This is a genomic window from Pseudoalteromonas sp. 2CM28B, from assembly GCF_023161935.1.
In genome coordinates, this window is record NZ_JALNTH010000004.1 from 35,378 (window position 1) to 54,781 (window position 19,404).

General features: G+C 41.5%; 20 protein-coding genes. 16 read left to right on the forward strand and 4 right to left on the reverse strand.

The window, feature by feature from the left end:
- Positions 1–130 precede the first annotated feature (130 nt).
- The 6 genes from dinG to rsmS are packed head-to-tail and all read left to right on the forward strand — an operon-like array spanning position 131 to position 4,954.
- Positions 131–2,206, forward strand: a complete 2,076-nt coding sequence (gene dinG, locus MTN96_RS06895) for an ATP-dependent DNA helicase DinG (protein WP_248531080.1) — start codon at positions 131–133, stop codon at positions 2,204–2,206.
- Positions 2,206–2,982: a TSUP family transporter gene (locus MTN96_RS06900; RefSeq protein ID WP_024033710.1), complete on the forward strand. Its 777-nt coding sequence runs from the start codon at positions 2,206–2,208 to the stop codon at positions 2,980–2,982. Before dinG ends, MTN96_RS06900 begins: the two co-directional genes overlap by 1 nt.
- Entirely contained in the window at positions 2,983–3,591 is a 609-nt protein-coding gene (locus MTN96_RS06905; RefSeq protein WP_004585953.1) for a primosomal replication protein, read from the forward strand.
- Positions 3,591–4,487 (forward strand): histone deacetylase, encoded by an 897-nt coding sequence (locus MTN96_RS06910; protein WP_096041981.1) that lies wholly within the window; start codon positions 3,591–3,593, stop codon positions 4,485–4,487. Before MTN96_RS06905 ends, MTN96_RS06910 begins: the two co-directional genes overlap by 1 nt.
- A gap of 49 nt (positions 4,488–4,536) precedes the next feature.
- The gene (locus MTN96_RS06915) at positions 4,537–4,818 is read left to right on the forward strand and encodes a late competence development ComFB family protein (RefSeq protein WP_004585951.1); all 282 of its coding nucleotides are present in this window, start codon (positions 4,537–4,539) and stop codon (positions 4,816–4,818) included.
- Entirely contained in the window at positions 4,802–4,954 is a 153-nt protein-coding gene (gene rsmS, locus MTN96_RS06920; protein ID WP_024033713.1) for a pleiotropic regulatory protein RsmS, read from the forward strand. The genes MTN96_RS06915 and rsmS overlap by 17 nt, the downstream gene beginning before the upstream one ends.
- 2 nt (positions 4,955–4,956) lie before the next feature.
- Here the strand turns inward: rsmS and MTN96_RS06925 are convergent, their stop codons facing one another.
- A complete protein-coding gene (locus tag MTN96_RS06925; RefSeq protein WP_096041982.1) occupies positions 4,957–5,481 on the reverse strand; it encodes a hypothetical protein in 525 nt (174 codons plus the stop codon).
- A 106-nt stretch (positions 5,482–5,587) separates the two neighbouring features.
- On the opposite strand from MTN96_RS06925, the gene MTN96_RS06930 reads away from it, so the two are divergent.
- Entirely contained in the window at positions 5,588–6,472 is an 885-nt protein-coding gene (locus tag MTN96_RS06930) for a DMT family transporter (RefSeq protein WP_096041983.1), read from the forward strand.
- 29 nt (positions 6,473–6,501) lie between these two features.
- Here MTN96_RS06930 and MTN96_RS06935 read toward each other — a convergent pair whose 3' ends face one another.
- Positions 6,502–7,500, reverse strand: coding sequence for a cupin domain-containing protein (locus MTN96_RS06935; RefSeq protein ID WP_096041984.1), 999 nt, complete (start codon positions 7,498–7,500; stop codon positions 6,502–6,504).
- 18 nt (positions 7,501–7,518) lie between these two features.
- A complete protein-coding gene (locus MTN96_RS06940) occupies positions 7,519–8,259 on the reverse strand; it encodes an SDR family NAD(P)-dependent oxidoreductase (RefSeq protein ID WP_024033718.1) in 741 nt (246 codons plus the stop codon).
- A gap of 129 nt (positions 8,260–8,388) precedes the next feature.
- Between MTN96_RS06940 and hisD the strand changes: the two genes are divergently transcribed.
- From hisD to MTN96_RS06965, 5 genes are read left to right on the forward strand one after another with little or no spacing between them, the layout of a single operon-like run.
- Positions 8,389–9,663 (forward strand): histidinol dehydrogenase, encoded by a 1,275-nt coding sequence (hisD, locus tag MTN96_RS06945; RefSeq protein ID WP_248531081.1) that lies wholly within the window; start codon positions 8,389–8,391, stop codon positions 9,661–9,663.
- The gene (locus MTN96_RS06950) at positions 9,664–10,671 is read left to right on the forward strand and encodes a LacI family DNA-binding transcriptional regulator (RefSeq protein ID WP_024033720.1); all 1,008 of its coding nucleotides are present in this window, start codon (positions 9,664–9,666) and stop codon (positions 10,669–10,671) included.
- A 14-nt stretch (positions 10,672–10,685) separates the two neighbouring features.
- Complete coding sequence (locus tag MTN96_RS06955; RefSeq protein WP_096739878.1) at positions 10,686–11,387, forward strand: alpha/beta fold hydrolase; 702 nt, start codon at positions 10,686–10,688, stop codon at positions 11,385–11,387.
- Entirely contained in the window at positions 11,384–12,163 is a 780-nt protein-coding gene (locus tag MTN96_RS06960; protein ID WP_248531082.1) for an HpcH/HpaI aldolase/citrate lyase family protein, read from the forward strand. The genes MTN96_RS06955 and MTN96_RS06960 overlap by 4 nt, the downstream gene beginning before the upstream one ends.
- On the forward strand, positions 12,150–13,172 hold the full coding sequence (locus MTN96_RS06965) for an ester cyclase (RefSeq protein ID WP_138684582.1): 1,023 nt from the start codon (positions 12,150–12,152) through the stop codon (positions 13,170–13,172). Before MTN96_RS06960 ends, MTN96_RS06965 begins: the two co-directional genes overlap by 14 nt.
- Before the next feature lie 55 nt (positions 13,173–13,227).
- Here MTN96_RS06965 and MTN96_RS06970 read toward each other — a convergent pair whose 3' ends face one another.
- Positions 13,228–14,241: an ester cyclase gene (locus MTN96_RS06970; protein ID WP_096739881.1), complete on the reverse strand. Its 1,014-nt coding sequence runs from the start codon at positions 14,239–14,241 to the stop codon at positions 13,228–13,230.
- 238 nt (positions 14,242–14,479) lie between these two features.
- Between MTN96_RS06970 and MTN96_RS06975 the strand changes: the two genes are divergently transcribed.
- The 4 genes from MTN96_RS06975 to MTN96_RS06990 are packed head-to-tail and all read left to right on the forward strand — an operon-like array spanning position 14,480 to position 19,030.
- On the forward strand, positions 14,480–16,090 hold the full coding sequence (locus MTN96_RS06975) for a sodium/solute symporter (protein ID WP_096739882.1): 1,611 nt from the start codon (positions 14,480–14,482) through the stop codon (positions 16,088–16,090).
- Between the two features lie 10 nt (positions 16,091–16,100).
- Entirely contained in the window at positions 16,101–17,066 is a 966-nt protein-coding gene (locus tag MTN96_RS06980; protein WP_248531083.1) for an ester cyclase, read from the forward strand.
- Positions 17,067–17,075: 9 nt separating this feature from the next.
- Positions 17,076–18,179: an ester cyclase gene (locus MTN96_RS06985; RefSeq protein ID WP_064386752.1), complete on the forward strand. Its 1,104-nt coding sequence runs from the start codon at positions 17,076–17,078 to the stop codon at positions 18,177–18,179.
- Positions 18,176–19,030 (forward strand): nuclear transport factor 2 family protein, encoded by an 855-nt coding sequence (locus MTN96_RS06990; RefSeq protein WP_248531084.1) that lies wholly within the window; start codon positions 18,176–18,178, stop codon positions 19,028–19,030. Before MTN96_RS06985 ends, MTN96_RS06990 begins: the two co-directional genes overlap by 4 nt.
- The last annotated feature ends 374 nt before the right edge of the window (positions 19,031–19,404 follow it).

Genomic DNA, 19,404 nt, shown 5'->3' on the forward strand with positions numbered 1-19,404 from the left:
AGTAATTTATAAACTTAAAAAATCGCCGCATTAATTTACTAAATTAATTTCATCCTTGCTTGTAGTTACACGGTTATAACTCTAAAATCCATACACTGTAATTATATACATATTTTAGGTTTATCTCCCCATGCTTTCTGACCAACTAAAAAAAACAATTAGGCAAGTACACCAGCATGTGGCTAGTAACCTTACTGATTACCGCCCACGCAGTAGCCAAAACTACCTTGTTGCCGAAATAGCAAAAACACTGGCTGGCGAATACCATAAAAAGCAGCGAATATGTGTTATTGAGGCTGGCACAGGAACTGGTAAATCGCTTGCTTATTGTTTAGGCGCGTTACCGCTTGCCCTTGCTCAAAAAAAGAAGCTGGTTATTTCTACTGCTACCGTGGCCCTGCAAGAGCAATTAATAGCAAAAGAGCTGCCTTTTTTTAAAAAACACTCAGGGCTCGATTTTAAGTTTGACCTAGTAAAAGGTAGGCAACGCTATATATGTGCCCATAAATTACATAACGCTGTTAATGGCGATAGCCAAACCCAAATGGAGTTTATGCCCACACTTACCTCGCCGCTAAGTGATATGGAAACTAAATGCTTAAAAGGCCTTTACGATGCCTATGTAAATAAAAAATGGCAAGGCGACAGGGATAGCTGGGCCGACACCATACCCGATAGAGTGTGGAACTTAATCGCATGCGATAAACACGCTTGCCAGCGCCAAATGAAAGCCCATCAAACCTGCCCGTTTCAGCTTGCGCGTAATCAGCTTATGCAAATGGATGTGCTTGTTATTAACCATTCACTGCTACTGGCAGATTTGGATTTAGGGGGCGGTAAAATTTTACCCGAACCCGATAACACCATTTATGTCATAGATGAAGCGCACCACCTAGCGCATATTACCCGCGACTTTTCATCGGCAGCGGCCACTATTAAAGGCACCATTGATTGGCTCGATAAGCTCACTAAATTTAGTGGCAAAATGTCTAAGGTATTAGTGGGTCAAAAGGCCATTGGTCAAAATTTCAAATTGTGCGATAGCATTAACGATGCTAATAAAGACTTAAAAGTGGTGCGTGATATTCTCGATAACGCCGACTTTGAATACTCAAAAGACGATACATATCGTTTTGAGCATGGCGAAATACCAAAATCATTGCACAACAAAGCTAAAGATATAAGTGACGCCACACTAGATGCACTGCGTTGTTTAAATAAAATGCACGATACCCTCACTCAAGATGTAAGCGATGGCGATATAAAACCCTACGTTGCAGACCCTGTCTTAGCCGAAAGCGGGCACTATATAAACCGCTTAGAGCAATTGAATAAGCTGTGGTATAGCTATGCAAATAAAGGCGAAGGCACACCTCACGCAAGGTGGATCAAACGTTTAGAATATAAAAACCATCACGATCACCTATTAAGTGATTGCCCTATCGAAGTTGGCTACTACTTAAAAGACAAGCTATGGAATGAATGCGCAGGGGCGGTACTATGCTCGGCGACTTTAAGTGCTCTCGGTTCGTTTGACCACTTTGCCTATGAAAGCGGATTAGCAAAAGAAGAAGGCGTTAAATTTATTAAAGTGCCCTCTCCGTTTGATTACCCTAAACAAGCAACCTTGCGTATCCCGGTAAGTAAAATTGAGCCAACCGACAAAGCATTTAGTGACCATATAGCGCAAACTTTGCCTGAGTACTTAAATACAAAAAAAGCTAATTTGGTATTGTTTGCCTCGTACTGGCAAATGGACCATGTGGCTAAGTTTCTTAGAACAAAAGGTTTTAACTTATTAGTGCAAGGCGAAATGTCGCGCGAGGCATTATTAAAAAAACACACCCAAAATATTGATAGCGGTAAAGGTAGTATTTTATTTGGTACGCAAAGCCTCTCAGAAGGGCTTGATTTACCAGGTAAATATTTAGAAAACTTAATAATTACAAAAATACCGTTTGCAGTACCTACATCACCAATAGAAGAAGCCCAAGCCGAATTTGTACAAAGTAAAGGCGGTAATCCATTTTTGTCTATAACGGTGCCCGATGCAGCAAAGAAATTGGTACAAAGCTGTGGTAGACTGCTGCGAAAAGAGAGCGATGAAGGCCGTATAACCATTCTCGATAGACGCTTAGTTACCAAGCGCTACGGCAAAGCCATGCTCGACACCTTACCACCTTTTAAAAGACAAATAGATTATTAATGTTTGAACTTGCTTTAGATCCCACAACACTGGCAGTTTTATGTGCCGCGGCCCTTGCTGCTGGCTTTATTGATGCAATTGCCGGCGGCGGTGGCTTATTAACAGTCCCTGCACTACTCACCGCTGGCTTGCCACCGCATGTAACGCTTGGCACCAACAAGCTTGCGGCAAGCTTTGGCTCATTAACGGCCAGCTACACGTATTATAAAAAAAATCTATTTAGTCCTAAATTTTGGGCAAATTCCATTTTTGCTACAGCCATAGGCGCTGTGATTGGTACGTTAATAGTCGATCACTTAAGTATTGAATTTTTAAATAAGCTTTTGCCTATCATTATTATTATGGTGGCCTGTTATAGCTTGTTTGGTAGTTTAAGCACCACACAGGGCGATGATTTACCAAAAGTAACACCAATACTTAAACTAAAGCAGTGGTTACAGGGCTTAGCGTTAGGTTTTTTTGATGGCGTAGCAGGCCCAGGCGCCGGTACTTTTTGGACCGCATCTAATAGTTTATTTTATAAAATGAGCTTACTGCTTAACTGTGGTTTAGCCCGTTCAATGAACTTTGTATCTAACTTTATATCGCTTATTACCTTTGTGGCACTTGGTCATGTAAACTTTTTATTAGGCCTTATCATGGGCTTTTTTATTATGTTAGGTGCTTGGATTGGTGCTCACTCAGCCATTCGCTTTGGCGGTAAGTTTATTCGCCCTGTTTTTAACACTATGGTTATACTGCTAGCATTAAAACTGATTTACGAGGCTTATTTGTAAATGCAAACCCACGCGTTAGATAAATTACGCCAACAAGTTGCTACGCTTAAACAACAAGCTGAGCAATTTGATAAAGCTAAATTGTTTTCTAAAAACCGCTATATGCAGGCGCAGCCTAGTTTATTTGACCGCGGCGTATTTAGTACTAAAAGCATGAACCTAACTGACTACGTAACAGAAATTGAAGACGAAATTACCAGCTTACCACCCAGTGATCATCGCCATGCTTATGCTTATGCACTCGAGCGCATAGGTAATCAAGTACAAGCTGTATTTAGTGTTATTAAATCGACCCCCATCTGGGCAAAAGAAAACAAAAGCCAGTACAAACCTAGGCCAAAAAATACAGTTTATAAGCAAGCCGTAAAAAAAATAATGCAATCGTCGCACGAGCTATACGACGAGCTTAAACAAAACCATGAGTTTGAACGACGCTTAGTGTTAATGATTGAAGAGCGTAAACTACAAATGGAAAAAGCCAGCCCAGCGCAAGCACAAAAACTTAATATGGAAATTTTAACCACGCATGCGCGTTTAGGCCGCTGCCGTAAAGCTATTTCGGCCACCGAAGATAAAATTCAACAAGTCGAAAAACAACAATTACGCTAATGCAGCTTTTTTACCACCCGCTTTACAGTGTTTTAACGCTTCCTGAGCGCCACCGTTTTCCTATTCAAAAATACCAAATGCTAAAAGCAGAAATAGAACGCTTAGGCTTTGGGACTACACAGTTTAATACACCAACCAAAGCAACGCCCGAGCAGCTTGCACTGTGCCATAGCCAAGATTACATAAATGATTTTTTAAACGCCACGCTCAGTAATAAAGCAATTAAAAAAATGGGTTTCCCGTATTCACGCGAATTAGTAGAGCGTACGCTACTTTCAGTTGGGGCCAGTATTCAAGGCAGCGAATACGCACTAAAATATGGTTTTTGCGCTAATTTAAGTGGTGGCTATCATCATGCATATAGCGATTACGGCAGTGGCTTTTGTATTTTTAACGATTTGGCTGTGGCTGGGGCGCATTTAATCAATACAGACCAAGCCGATACCGTATTAATATTTGATTGTGATGTACACCAAGGCGATGGCACGGCACAAATTACGCAACATAATAACGCTATAATTACTTGCTCTATCCATTGCGAGCAAAATTTTCCGCGCTTAAAGCAACACTCCGATTACGACTTCGCCCTACCTGCCAACACATCAGATACCGAGTACTTAATAACGTTAAAACAAGCCCTCGAATTTTGCGTGCGTATTCATAACCCCGACATTATTTTATATAACGCAGGGGCTGATATTTACGAAAAAGACGAGCTAGGGTTATTTAACGTATCGCTTGAAGGGGTTTATGCGCGCGATTATTTTATTGTTAACTACTGCAAAGCCCATAACATCCCACTTATGTGCGCTTTAGGTGGCGGTTATCAGCGTAATTTAAATGCGTTAATTAATGTTCATAAACAACTATTTAAAGCTGCTATCGATTTATTTTAGTGCTTAGTATACACTCAAATAAACGGACTCTATAAAAGGCGCTAGCACGATGCGACTGCACGACGACATACATAACTTTTACGAAAAAATTGTGGTTGAAGAAATCATTAAACGTAAACTAGATAAAGTTTACAGTGAAGATGTAATGGCCGATTTTTGTTGCACGGTACTTAATCAATTGCCGCCACGTTATATTAGATACGATGTAGATATGGCCTTTTATTTACCACAAAGTGAACGTATTCACATGGAAGAGCGCGTACAAACCGCTATAGACGTTGCTATTAGCCAAATTTCAAAAAAGAAAGATTTAGATGACCAGCCCACTTGATAACGCCCCTACACATGTAAAACTGGCAGTAGATTTAATTATGCTTTTGGAGCAGCACGAGGTTGCTCCAGAGGATGTATTAAAAGCGCTCGAAATTGTAAAAAGTGACTTTGAACAAAAACAAGCCACCGCTTAGCATTACTCTTTTGTTTGCACTTCGTATTTAGTCACAGTGCCCTCGTGTTTGTTACAATCAATTTTAATCTCGCCAAACGTGCGTCTTGGGGTTGTTGAGCGACGGCACGTCATTTTTTGTGCTTTACTGCCATATTGGCTTATGTACAACGCAACGGTTTCGTCTATTTTAAGCTGTTGCGCCGAAGTGGCTGCGTTATAAAAGGTATTGTATTGCGCCTGCCAACTTTCAACTCCAGCCTCTTTTGCAACGCCTAGCCACCCCATACCCATGTTAGTGGATTGTGTTAAGTACTGCCCTTTTAAAAACATAAACGACAATGTGTATTGCGCGCTTTTATACCCAAGTGCTGCAGGGTCTTTTAGGTACATAAAGGCTTGTTTATAATCTCCTTTTTTATACGCTTTTATGCCATTGTACTCATGTTTTTTCATGGTTATGTCATCGTATAAATTAATAGGCGTAGACCCACAACCACTTAATAAACCCACTCCCATAATTGCTGTGATCAGTAAATATCGCCTCATGACTATTCCTTTTTTTATTATTTTTATATGCGAGTACCGAATCTGGCTTACAGTTAATGCAAAGCCTGTTACTCTGTAAATTAATTTGTATAATTAAAATACTATCATGAGCTTAGCAAGTTTACTTCGGTTATTTTTTCTGGCTGCAATTTGGGGCGCGTCATTTTTATTTATGCGAATGGCAGCAAACAGCTTAGGCCCAGCGGTGTTAATAGAGTTTAGAGTTGGCTTTGCCGCACTCACCCTCTTTATTGTGGCGCTGTACTTAAAACGCCGCTTGGCGTTTACTGCGCAAACAAAGCACTTTTTTATAATTGGCGCACTTAACTCCGCCCTACCCTTTTTACTGTTTGCTTATGCCGCGCAAACGATTAGCGCCTCTACCTTATCTATTTTAAATTCTACAACGCCCATATGGGGCGCGGTGGTGGGCATTATTTGGAGCAAAACCAAACCGACTAAAAGCATGGTGTTAGGTTTGCTGTTGGGTTTAATAGGCGTGGCAATTTTAGTTGGGCAAAATCATTTTGTATTAAATAGTCAGTCACTTATTGCTATTGCAGCAGCGCTAAGCGCCTCCCTGTGTTATGCCATTGCATCCCATTATACAAAAAATGCCCCAAAGCTTGCCCCGTTCGATAACGCACACGGCTCTATGTGGGCAGCCAGTTTTATAGTACTGCCCCTTATACTTTTTATGCCAATACGCGAAGTACCTAGTACCAACGTTATGCTTGGCGTATTAGCACTTGGCGTGGTGTGTACCGCACTTGCTTATATTTTATTTTTTAAACTTATTGACGATATAGGCCCAACCTCAGCTTTAACGGTCACGTTTTTAATTCCGCTATTTGGCATTTTTTGGGGGCATTTAATTTTAGATGAGCAAATAGGGCCAAATACGTTACTCGGCGCATTATTTGTTATTGTGGGTACTATGTTGGTTACTGGTTTTTTACCACGAAAAAAGCACTTAGCTAAAACAAGCTAAGTGCCTTAAATTTTATATAGCATTAAAGTTTAAATAAATTGTGGGTCTTTTGGCGCGTCGTGGCGGCGCGTTATATAAAGCACACAGTCGGTTTGGCTATTATTGTTATAGGCTCTTACTTGCTCAATAGGCACTGAAAAAGTATCACCTTGGTTAAGCGTTAATACTTCATCACCTAAGTCGATTGTTACGCTTCCTTGATGAACAAATATAACCTCTTCTTCAAAACGAATATGAGGCGCAATCTGTGCATCAGGTTGTAACTTTAACGCAGAAATATTAAAGCCATGAGGCCAGTTTAGCTGTGTTTGAATACATGTTTTGGCGTTTAAATTACCGACTAATGGCGCTTCATATACGCCACCAAACTGGCTAAGGTACGAGCGTTTATTCCAATTAAAGTTGCTGGCTTTAACCACTGTTTGTGCCAGCTCTTCATCGGTTATTACTCTGTGCTGCGCTATTTGCTCTTGGCTGGTGACTGCCATTGGCTTTACGCCGTCGGGAATGGTTTCATTTAACGTGGTATCTACTAAGCTGCCATTTTCTAGCAAAATTAGTCCGTATTCTTTTGCCATGTCAAATACTTGCGGAGCCCAAAGTACTCTACCAGGGTTATCACTTCCAAGTACCGCATATAAATAGCCTACGCCGTCGCCAACATTTTCAAACCCTCTAAATATATCCATCGGGATCGAAATAATATCGCCTTCATTTAAAATTACCTTGGCATCTTTACCGTCAACACCAGTGTAAAAAGCCCACGTACCACTGTGTACTACAAAAATTTCTTCAGTTAAATGGCTATGCTGCGAATTTAAACACCCTGCAGGTTGGCGCGCACCACCAATATTAAACCCATGAGGAATAGAAATATGCACATGTTGATTTGGGTTTTCGGCAACGCCTGGGCCAATAATTGTAAAATTTTCTTTTTGATCGCTCCCCGGCGAGCGTGTATCAATAAAGGCATTTTTACACGCAATTAAATCGTCGTATCGTACTAACCTATCTGCAAATACACTCATTACTCTCTCCTAAATTGGTTACTGTGCGGTCCAACCGCCATCAATTTTAATACTTGTTCCGGTGATCATTGCTGAAAGGCCGCTTAGTAAAAACACACAAGCATTGGCAATATCATCGGTTTGGGCAATTTTTTTCAGTGGGATCATGTCGTAAACAAACTGCTTAAACGTCGCATCTTCTAGCATGGGTTTGGTCATTGGGGTTTCTACAAAGGTGGGGGCTACGGTGTTCACACGCACATTTTTATCGGCAAGTTCAACCGCCATTGCTTTGCTCAACCCCTCTACCGCATGTTTGCTCATGCAATACAAAGTACGTTTAGGTGAACCAACAAACCCCATTTGCGACGACATATTAACCACCGCCCCAGCGCCAGAATTTATTAGCGCTGGCAGTGCCGCTTGGCTAATTTTGTAAACGCTGCGAATATTCATCGCAATTACGTCATCAATATTTTCATCTGTTTGCTCAAGCATTGGCGCAACCCGATTTATACCAGCGTTATTTAACAGCCCATCAAGTGTTTTTAGCGCCTTTAAACGCTCAAAAAAAGCATCGCTATTTATATCTAGCGGCCAAATTTCTATTTGCTCAGGCGCGTATTTCTGTAATGTTTGTAAATCACTGAGGGTACGTGCTACTGCAATAACTTGAGCCCCTGCATCTACGCATTTTTCTACGCATGCTTTACCAATACCTTTGCCTGCACCTGTCACTAAAATGGTTTTACCCACTAAAAGCGTTTTATCAAATCCCATTTGTTCACCTAAATTCTATATTGCATTCGAAGTCATTATTAATTAGAGTGCAGTTAGATGCAAGACATTATTTAACCAATACGTCTCATCAAATGTGTATATAACAACGACTCACTAAGGACACTAGCAATGATAAAGCATTTAAAAAAGGGTCAACCAATTGACTCAAAACAAAAACAAAATCAATCAGTAATAGATATTGTAGAGAATATTTTAGCGCATGTTGAAACCGAAGGTGACGCAGCCATTCGTGAGTACTCTGAAAAGTTTGACAACTGGACTCCGGAGTCTTTCAAACTTTCAGAAGACGAAATTAAAGCCTGCTATACACAACTTGATGAGCAATTAATTAACGATATTAAGTGGGCGCAAAGCCAAGTGCGTAATTTTGCACAAATACAACGTGACTCAATGAAAGACGTAGAGGTAGAAACTCTTCCGGGCGTAACCCTTGGTCATAAACATATCGCTATGGATAGCGTAGGCTGTTATGTGCCAGGTGGTAAATACCCGCTATTAGCCTCTGCGCACATGAGCGTATTAACCGCTAAAGTAGCGGGTGTTAAACGCGTTATAGCCATGGCTCCGCCGTTTAATGGCAAGCCATCACCTGAAATTGTAGTCGCGATGGATATGGCCGGTGCTGATGAAATTTATTGTTTAGGCGGCGTGCAAGCAGTAGCTGCAATGGCAATTGGTACACAAACTATTGCGCCGGTAGATATGATAGTTGGACCAGGTAACGCGTTTGTGGCCGAAGCAAAACGTCAGCTATTTGGCCGTGTCGGTATTGATTTATTTGCAGGGCCTACCGAAACCCTCGTTATTGCCGATGACAGTGTAGATGGCGAGCTATGTGCGGCAGATTTACTCGGCCAAGCAGAGCACGGCCCTACTTCACCGGCTATTTTACTCACCAACTCAGAGCAACTAGCTAAAGATACAATAGCTGAGGTGCAAAGGCAGCTTACTATTTTACCCACTGCCGATATTGCAGGCGTAGCATGGGAAGATCACGGTGAAGTAATTGTATGTGACACCTACGAAGAAATGCTTCAAGTTGCTAACGACTTAGCGTTTGAACACGTGCAAGTGATGACCAGCAATACCGATTACTTTAAAGAGAACATGCAAAACTTTGGCGCTTTATTTTTAGGTCCGCAAACTAATGTTTCGTATGGTGATAAATGTATTGGTACAAATCATACACTACCCACAGGTAAAGCTGCGCGCTATACTGGCGGACTATGGGTAGGAAAATTCATAAAAACATGTACTTTTCAGCAAGTAACAGAGCAAGCCTCGGTGGTTGTTGGTGAGTATTGTTCACGATTATGTGCTGCAGAAGGGTTCGCAGGCCACAAAGAACAAGCAGACATTCGTGTAAGACGATATAGGAAGTAAATCTTGAAGCAAAAAAGAGTCACCTCATACGATGTTGCCCGTGTAGCGGGCGTATCGCAATCGGCGGTATCACGTGTTTTTAGACCTGGTTTTAGTGTGTCTAAAAAAACCCGTGAGAAAGTAATCGCAACGGCCAATGAAATGGGCTATCGCCCGAATGCTATTGCCCGTATGTTGATCACCAAACAATCGGGTATGGTTGCGGTTATATTGTCATCGCAAGCAAACCTGAATTACCCAGAGGTGCTTTCTGAGCTAAACAGAGAGCTGGCACTGCACAATAAACGTGTGCTGCTCTTTACACTTGATAACGCAGAAGAGCTAGATGAATTACTCGAAAACATATGGACCTTTCAGGTTGATGGTGTAATTGCCCTAGCTGCTCACTTTGATAGTAAAAGCTTAAACTTATTTGCTAAACACAGTACGCCTATTGTGCTTTATAACCGTCATGTGCCTGAGTCGAATGCAAACACCGTTTGCTGTAATCACGACAAAGGCATTAAACAGTTAATTGATTTATTACACGAAGCTAACCATAAATCGTATTTAATTATCTCCGGCCCTACCGACTCAGATGTTGCAAACGAGCGCAGAGAAATAGCCGAAAATTATTTACAAACCCTAGGCGTTAAAGACACGCCGGTTATTTATGGTGATTATGGGTATAAATCGGCACGCGACGCACTTAAAAAATGGTTAAAAAAACACCCCAAGCCCGATGCCATAATATGCAGTAATGACGCTATGGCAATTGGCGTAATTGATGAACTAAAAGAAAACTTTTGCATTAAAGTGCCCGACGACATGTCGGTTGTAGGATTTGATGGTATTAATGCCTCTTCGTGGTACAACTATCAAATAACCACAATACAACAGCCAATGAAACAGCTTACTAAAGCCGCTGTTGATATTTTAATGGAGCGCATTGAAAACCCTCAAGCGGCTGCAGAAGTTCGGGTATTTACTGGTTCATTAATTGAAGGGAACTCTATTAAAAAACGTTAAATTAAGGAATTTTTGTGGCCAAAAATCCTGTTTATATTTTACCTGGTACGCTATGTAATGACCGCATGTTTGCAGCGCAAATTAACGCACTGCAAAATGCAGGTTATACACCGTGTGTAATACCCTTCACCGAGCAATCTAGCATTTTGCAAATGGTGGAACTTTGCAAAAAAGTTGCACAAGAGCCGGGCCCATTTATAGGTTTTTCCATGGGCGGAATTGTTGCGCTTGCCCTGTTAAAATCAAACCCTGAGCTAGTTACCTCCTTGTGTTTAATGTCGAGCAATTATTTAGCCGATAAACCTGAGCGCCCTGCAATTAGGCTCAAACAAATTGAACACGCCAAAAGCAGCAGTTTAGAAGCGCTGCTTAAACGTGACTTTTTGCCGCACTACTTTTACCAACCAAATAAAGCCCATGAAGAGACCGTACTTAGCATGGCAAACGATCTGGGTATTAACGCCTTTAACGCCCAGCTGAGTGCACTTGCCACCCGCGAAGATACGTTAAGCGTAATAAAGCAAAGTACAAAAAAACTACTCATTATTGGGGGCGAGCATGACCCATTATGCCCGGCAAGTGTTCAGCAAAGTATGCATGAAGCAGCGCCTAATAGTGACCTTGTACTGCTTGGTCATTGCGCTCACTTTGCCCCGCTTGAACGAAGTAATACGGTAAACGCAATTTTATTAGACTGGTTGGAGTCTTTATCATGAATTTAAAGCAAAAGTTAAATGCAAAACAGCTACTGCTAGGTACTTTTATTAAAAGCACGCAATATCATAATACAGAAGTATTGGCTCACACTAACCTTGATGTTCTGTGCCTTGATGCAGAGCATGCGCCCTTTGATAGAGGCGATTTAGATAGCTGCATAATGGCAGCACGTACTAAAAATATGCCCACGCTTATACGTGTTAGTAATACAGACCACGCCACTTTATTAAGTAGCTTAGATATAGGCGCAGATGGCCTTGTGCTGCCGCATATAAAAACCCCCGAACAAGCAAAAGCAATTATTAAAAACTGCTTTTATGGTAATAACGGCCGAGGCTATGCCGGTTCAAGCCGCTTTGCTGGTTACACAACCCATGCCTTAACCGATAACCTAGCAAGCAATAAGTCATCAACCTGTATTATTGCGCAAATAGAAGATGCCGATGCACTGGATAATATCGAGCAACTGTGCCAAATAGATGAAATAGACTGCATTTTTATAGGCCGTATGGATTTAACTATTTCCCTTGGCGAAACCAACCCAAGTGCCCCTATTGTACTTGAGGCAGTCACTAAAATAGCCAAGGCAGCGGCTAAATATAATAAATGCTGTGGCATGTTTGTAGGTAATTTGAGCGAGCTGAGCCATTGGCAATCATTAGGCGTGAGCTTTTATTTATTAGGCTCAGATCACAGCTTTTTATTAAGTGGCGCTAAGCAATTGCGAGAGCAATTTGAAACAGCAACAGGAGCCCAAAACAATGAACATTCATAATAAAAATAAAGCGTTAATACACGACTTTAGACAGGCTCTGTATAACTTTGATATAAACGCCTTGCATACACAAATTAATACCGTGTTTAGCGATGACGCGCTCATTCAGCTGTGTTACCCGTTTGAAACACTTGCCAACCCTAATGCACTTATTGAGCAAGTTTATTTACCGCTTAGCGAGGCATTTGTAGGCTTAGAGCGCCGCGATACAATAGTTATGGCAGGTAGCTCAATTAACGACTCAGACTGGGTAGGTTGTTGCGGTTATTATACCGGTTCGTTTGAAAAGCCATGGCTTGATATCCCCCCTACTGGGCACCAAGTTAGCATGCGTTTTCATGAATTTTACCGTATTAAAAATAACAAAGTGGTAGAAGTACAAGCTATTTGGGATATTCCCGAAGTAATGATGCAAGCTAAAGTATGGCCGCTTTCGGTGAGCTTAGGTAAAGAGTGGCATGTACCAGGCCCTGCAACGCAAGATGGATTAATCACAAACGCATACAATGAAGAGCACGCAGCACAAAGCTTAAAACTGGTGGGCGACATGTGTGAGCACCTTGGCTTTTATGCCAAAGGCGGTATAGAGGCCATGAAGCTTGAGCAATTTTGGCACCCGCACTGTAGCTGGTATGGGCCAAGTACCATAGGCACTGCACGAGGTATAAAAGGGTTTAGAAACTGGCATCAAATTCCGTTTTTAAATGCCCTCCCAAACCGAGTAGGTGATGCAAGTAAAGGCTATTTATTTGCCGATGAAAACTATGTTGGCTTTACCGCGTGGCCGGGTATGAGCATGACAATTAGTAATGATGGTTGGTTAGGTATTGCGCCTGCAAATCAGCAAATAACCATGCGTAGTCTCGACTTTTGGCGCGCCGAGAATAACTTAATTCGCGAAAACTGGGTGCTGATAGATATTCTTGATGTCTACCATCAAATTGGGGTAGATGTATTCGCACGCATGAAAGAGCTTACCAAAGCGCGCTATTTAAACTTTGCGCCCTAGGGCGTATAAACAAAAAAAGCTCTGTTAAACAGAGCTTTTTTATTACTTAAATAGACTATGCGCCGGGGTTCGCAATACTTTGCGTGCGCTTTAAAATATCTAGACCTTGTTGTTTTAACCAATAAGGAATATCAATAATGACCCAGTTTTCTACCAGTTTATCGCCCTCGCGGTGATACACATCCACCACGCGCATATCTGCTGGGGTATTAGCACCTGGTAGGCCTAAAAAGCCCCCAATGGCCGTGTTAGTTAAGTTAGGCCAGCCAAAAAAGCAGGCAAACTCATCTTCAGCAAAACGGCAAATATGGCCGTTAAATACTTTACCCGTTAACCCTTCTCTAAACGGATACATGTGCTGCTGCTGATAACGCTTAATTGTGTAAGTTGCGCCAATGCCTGCTGGGCCATACCACACCATGTTTTCATCCCAGGTTTTACCAAGCACTTCGGGCGGGCACGTATCAACGCCACTTTTATTAAGCGCGGTTAGGTTATCAATCATTTGATTTACCAGCGCCATTGTTTTTTCGCTTTGCTCATCGCTACTTTTACCCAAACGAATACCATCGTGCGTACGCGGCCCAGGATACGTAAAATATTGCCCAGTAGAGAGCGGCAGCGGGTTTAAACCTACTTGCATCATAAGGCCAATAATATCGACAAAAAAACCGGTCTGAATTATTTTTCCGTCTTTAACACAGTTAAATTCGGCATAGCGCAAAGTGGCAAGCTTATGGGTTGGCGCAATACCTAGCCAGTCTTTATCAAATAAGCCCATAAAATGGCCCATGCTCATCACCCACTGGCCACCGTCGGCTTCGCTTTGCCCTGCAATAAAAATATCCTCACGGCGCTGCAGCGCACTAAACGAGCTAAATAATGGCTGCCAAACTTGGGCAATTACATCATTCGCACACTCAAGCTCATTAAACGGATGCACCCCTTTAAAGCTGTATTCACTGGCCATAAACTCATTAAATACGGCTTGTAAATCATTACCTTGTGCTTTTTCTAATGCAGTATGAAATTGACGAACTAGTTGTTTATCTCTAAGTATATCTGCCATGATTATTCCTCATTGTTTGCGCAGTCAAATTAATGTCTTCAAACCGCCGTTAAATACACTTTAACAAAATGTATTGCATTTAAAGAGTAATTAAAAGCCTGTGAATAGTAAGTTATAAATTGCTTTAAAATAATACTAATGAGAATTGACTTCGAAGTCAAAGTGATTCATGATGATTCAAAATAAAAAATACAAATAGGCTCTCAAGCCCGTAAAACCTAATCTAACAGGATTAATTATGAATGATTTTGGATTGTTGAATTGGAGCATTCTCATCGGGTACATAATTGCCAACCTAATACTTGGGTTTGTAATTAGTAAAAAGATCAGTAGTGCTAACGACTTTTACATAGGTCGAAAAACAACACCTTGGTGGGCTATTGGTATATCGGTTGTTGCTACTTATGTAAGTGCGCTCACCTTTTTAGGTGCGCCAGCGTGGTCTTACAAAGAGGGACTCTCGGTTATTGCCATACACCTTAACTACCCACTGGTTATTGTGGCGGTGGTGTGTTTGTTTTTTCCGTTTTTTTACAATGCGGGTGTGGCCTCTATTTACGAATACCAAGAGCGCCGCTTTGGTAAAAAGGCCCGCTTACTTATCTCTACTATTTGGTTAATATCACAAACTATGGGTTCAGCCGCAGTGCTGTATGCAACCTCCTTAGTGTTGGCCTTTATTATTGATATAAATGTTATAACTGCGATATTTTTAGTTACCATAATCGCCCTTATTTATACCATGCTAGGTGGCATAACCGCCGTTATATGGACCGATGTAATTCAGTCAGCCATCTTATTTATAGGGGCTGGTATTATTATGTATGCCCTTATCACCTCTATGGATGGTTCATTTAGCTCAACACTGAGCGAGCTAAAAAGCCAAGGTAAATTAGACCCACTTAATTTCTCGCTCGACTTTACCCAAGTAACTACCGTGTGGTCTGGCGTGCTGGCTATGTCGCTGTATCACATTACGGTGTATGGCACTAACCAAATGATGGTACAACGTACCCTTGCCGCTAAAAATATTGGCGATGCTAAAAAATCCTACTTACTAATGGGCTTTATCGCGTTCTTTATTTACTTGTTTTTTATATTTATGGGCGTGCTGTTTTATAGCTACTACGGCGGGCGCACTTTTGAAAACGACAACTTAATTATTTTACAGTTTGCAGCTGATTATGGTTTACCGGGATTAATGGGCATTATTGCCGCTGCGGTAATGGCAGCGTCTATGTCGAGCCTCGACTCAGCACTTAACTCACTTTCAACCATAAGTACTATCGATTTTTATAAAAAGTACTTTGCGCCTGAAAAAAACGACGCTCACTATTTAAATGTTACTCGCTTATTTACGCTAGGTTGGGCGGTGATCATTATTATTCCGGCCATTATGTATCACCTATACAGCGAAGGCTCAATTTTAGAAATACTCACTAAAGTAGGCTCGTACTTTGTAGGTGCTCAGCTTGGCATGTTTGCCCTTGGGTTTTTCTCTAAGCACACCACCGAAAAAGGCTTATTAATAGGCACCTTAGTGTCGTTTATTACCGTTGCTGTGTGCGCACTGTTTACCGACATTGCATGGCCATGGTACTGCGCCATAGGGGCAATAACCTGCCTTGTATTTAGCATTGCGTTAAGTATTGCATTTGATGGCTATCAAGAGGATTACAACGAATACACCATTAAAGGTCAGTTAAAAGCATTTAAAAATGAAAAACGTCCAGAAAAAGAAAACGGCTGGTACTTAATTCCGGGTAAGTTTGACTCAATCAATTACTGGTTACTTGGCTTTTTTGTACTGAGCTTTGCCTCTCTCATGTTATTTGAATATTTTGTGTAAGGTGAAATAAATGAATATTTTAGAACAACTTTTCGAAAACTTCAGCGCTGCAGAATTGCCAAATCAAGCATTGCTTGCAGACTCCGTTCAATGGCAGGTAAGCCACCCTTTTGAGCCTATTAGCACAAAGCAAAATGTGATTAATGATTACTTTGGCGTACTTAAACATTCGTTACCTGACATAGAGCGCAAACCGTTTATCTCTATCCAGGGCGACTACAAAGGTGAGCAATGGGTGTGTGCAACAGGGTATTTTACCGGCACATTTACACAGCCTTTATTGGGTATTCCTGCCAGTGGCAAAAGTGTGTTTATTCGCTACAGCGAAATGGCGCAAATAGAAAACAACAAAGTGGTTAGTGTTTACACTTTTTTAGATTTAATTGATGTAATGAACCAAGTAGGCGTAAACCCATTACGCCCAAGCTTAGGTTACCCAGGTTTAGTTATGCCCCCCACCACACTTGATGGCGTACCAACAGGTGATAAAAACGAAACGCTTAGCAAAACCAACGAGCAACTTGTAGTTGATATGCTCACAGAGCTTGGCCGCTATGACGGTAAAGACTTATACAGCATTAATTTAGAAAAATACTGGCACCCAGACTTTATTTGGTATGGCCCAGCAGGCATTGGTACAACCCGCGGAATTAGCGGTTTTAGAGAGCACCATCAAGGGCCGTTTTTAAAAGGCTTTCCTGATCGCGGTATTAATAAAACACTGTGTTTAGTAAGTCACGATAACTTTGTTGCTACCGGCGGCTGGCCTCACATGTATGGCACCCATACCGGTGAAGACTGGTTAGGTCTACCGCCTTCTGGCAATAAGCTGTTCCCGCGTGTAATGGACTTTTGGCGCTGCGAAAACGGCATATTGAAAGAAAACTGGGTCGCTATTGATATCCCTCATTTATTAGATGGAATGGGCATTGATATTTTTGAGCAAATGCAACGCAAAATAGCCGCAGCTAATTAAGAGGTGAGCATGAACAAACACAATAATATGACCCAACCTTACTGGCTACCGTTATCGAGCGTGTTAAACCCGCAAGGTAACAAACAGCAGCCTTTAATCGGTTTTGATGACGAATTTGTTGATATCGTTGATTACATTTTGCGCATAACGCACCGTATTTGGGAGCAAAAAAACATTGGCTTATGCTATCGCTATTACGCCGATGTATGCCCTGTTTTTACCCTTGGCGCCTATGGCGAAAACATAGAAGATGTTATTCAAGGCACCCTTAAAACTATTGCCGCCTTCCCCGACAGAAGCCTAATTGGCGAAAACGTGGTGTTTTCAGAAGAAGCCAACGAGCACTATTACTCATCACATTTAATTAGCAGTGTAATGACCAACACTGGTAACTCTGAGTTTGGCCCAGCAACACATAAAACAGGCCGTGTTACAACCATTGCCGACTGCGTATGCTTTGAAAACAAAATAGTTAAAGAGTGGCTAGTGCGCGACAACGGCTTTTTAGTTAAGCAGCTTGGCTTAAACATTATTAATGTAGCCAAACACATGGCAAACATTCCGAGTAAAGAAAAACACACGCAGTGGCTAAACGATGAATTTAACCGTGTAATTGCCATAGATCACCGCGTAGCAAGTACGCCCATTGTAGAGGGTGAGCTTGCGGCATTTGCCCACACTTGGTTAGACACGCTATTTAATCAAAAACAGTTTGCTAAAGTACACGAATTTTACAGTTTAACGGCAACACAACAATGGCCTAGCGGCAGAATGGCCACCGGACTTGCACAAATTAATGGCGTATTTATACAATTTTTTGCAACCTGCCCCGACGCCAAATTAACGATTGATCATATAGCTATTACCCCATTTGACGAAACCACGACAGATGTAGCGATACGTTGGTCGCTAGCAGGCCACTTTAATCCGCAAAATAGCGAGCTAAGTGAGCTTAAACAGCAGCCTTACTTTATTTTAGGCGCATCGCATTTGCGTATTAAAAACAAAAAAATCATCGAAGAGATCACCGTTTTTGATGAAGTAGCACTTTATGCAAACTTATTTAAAGCACATGCATTAGTCAACAAATCACAGTGGGAGGAAAATGCATGATCAACGCTATTATCGATTTATACACTAAAGCCGACATTGAAGGTCTAAGCAGCAAGTTGCTTCGCAGTAGCCGTTGGCAGCAGCACCACTTTACCGCCATGGGTGCTTTGCAGGCGCAGCCTTTGTGGCTTAGCTTTTTAGCTCAATATGGTGTGTCTGAGTGTGTATCGCACACTCATAGTGTAGGCGCAGAACGTGAAACCCTACAGCTGGTTTTACAGCCTAAAAAGCTTAAAAATCCAGTGCGTTTAACGTTTATAATAAAACACAACGGGACTTTTATTAAGTCAGTAAAATGTGTGGTTGATACGTTGTCGTTAGCGAATAACGAGTATTTAAATACAACGGTAAATAACAGCTCGGTTATTCCTAAACTACCAAAAAGTGACCCGATTATTGTTAGCGATTTAGATAACCAGCTGCACCCTACTACTTTTCATGCAACCCCCAGCGCTATTTGCGAGCTGCCCTCTCACACTGCTCGTACTTTAGATAACTGGTGGCAAATTTGGCAAACTAATAACTTGGCTCATTTTGAAACCCTTTATACTCCAAGCGCTACGGCTGTATTTGCAGGTAACACACAGCCACAACCTATTAGCGCGCTGCTTGATTGCCACTTAGATTTTACGCAATCGCTAAGCAGACGCTATGCTCAACTAGAAACCGTTGAGTATGACAGTACGCAAAACCAAGCCACCCTATGCTGGACTCTCGATGGCAGCTTTAATGCTAAAAACGTACGTGTACGTCAGCAAATAATTAGTGTTATTAGCATCAGCGATAATCAAATAACCCACGAAGTAATGCAATTCGACACGCTGGCACTTAACCAGCAGTTTGCATTATAAGGTCACCTTTTCCACTTCCCTTCAAGCGCTCACTGAGCGCTTTTTTTATAGATGGCCTTTGTAGCAACCTGTAATCATACTTAATCAATTTTTACCTTGTTAATGACTCGCTTTTATAACTCAAAATAGCTCACTTAATTAAGCGAGTGGGTATTACTTATTTAAAAAATAACGCTTTAAAATAGTTAAAGGCAATAAATAAAATATCAGCCTCGCCTTACTAAAGCCCGAGTATGCAACCAAAAGCCAAGCACCCCACTTTGTAAGTTACGCACTTATGGCTTAAATACACGTATGCATTTAGCAAACTTAAATGAAGGGCTGGTTAGAGGGGTTAAGCTTACAATCTAAAGCCAATAAAAGCGCACTTAATA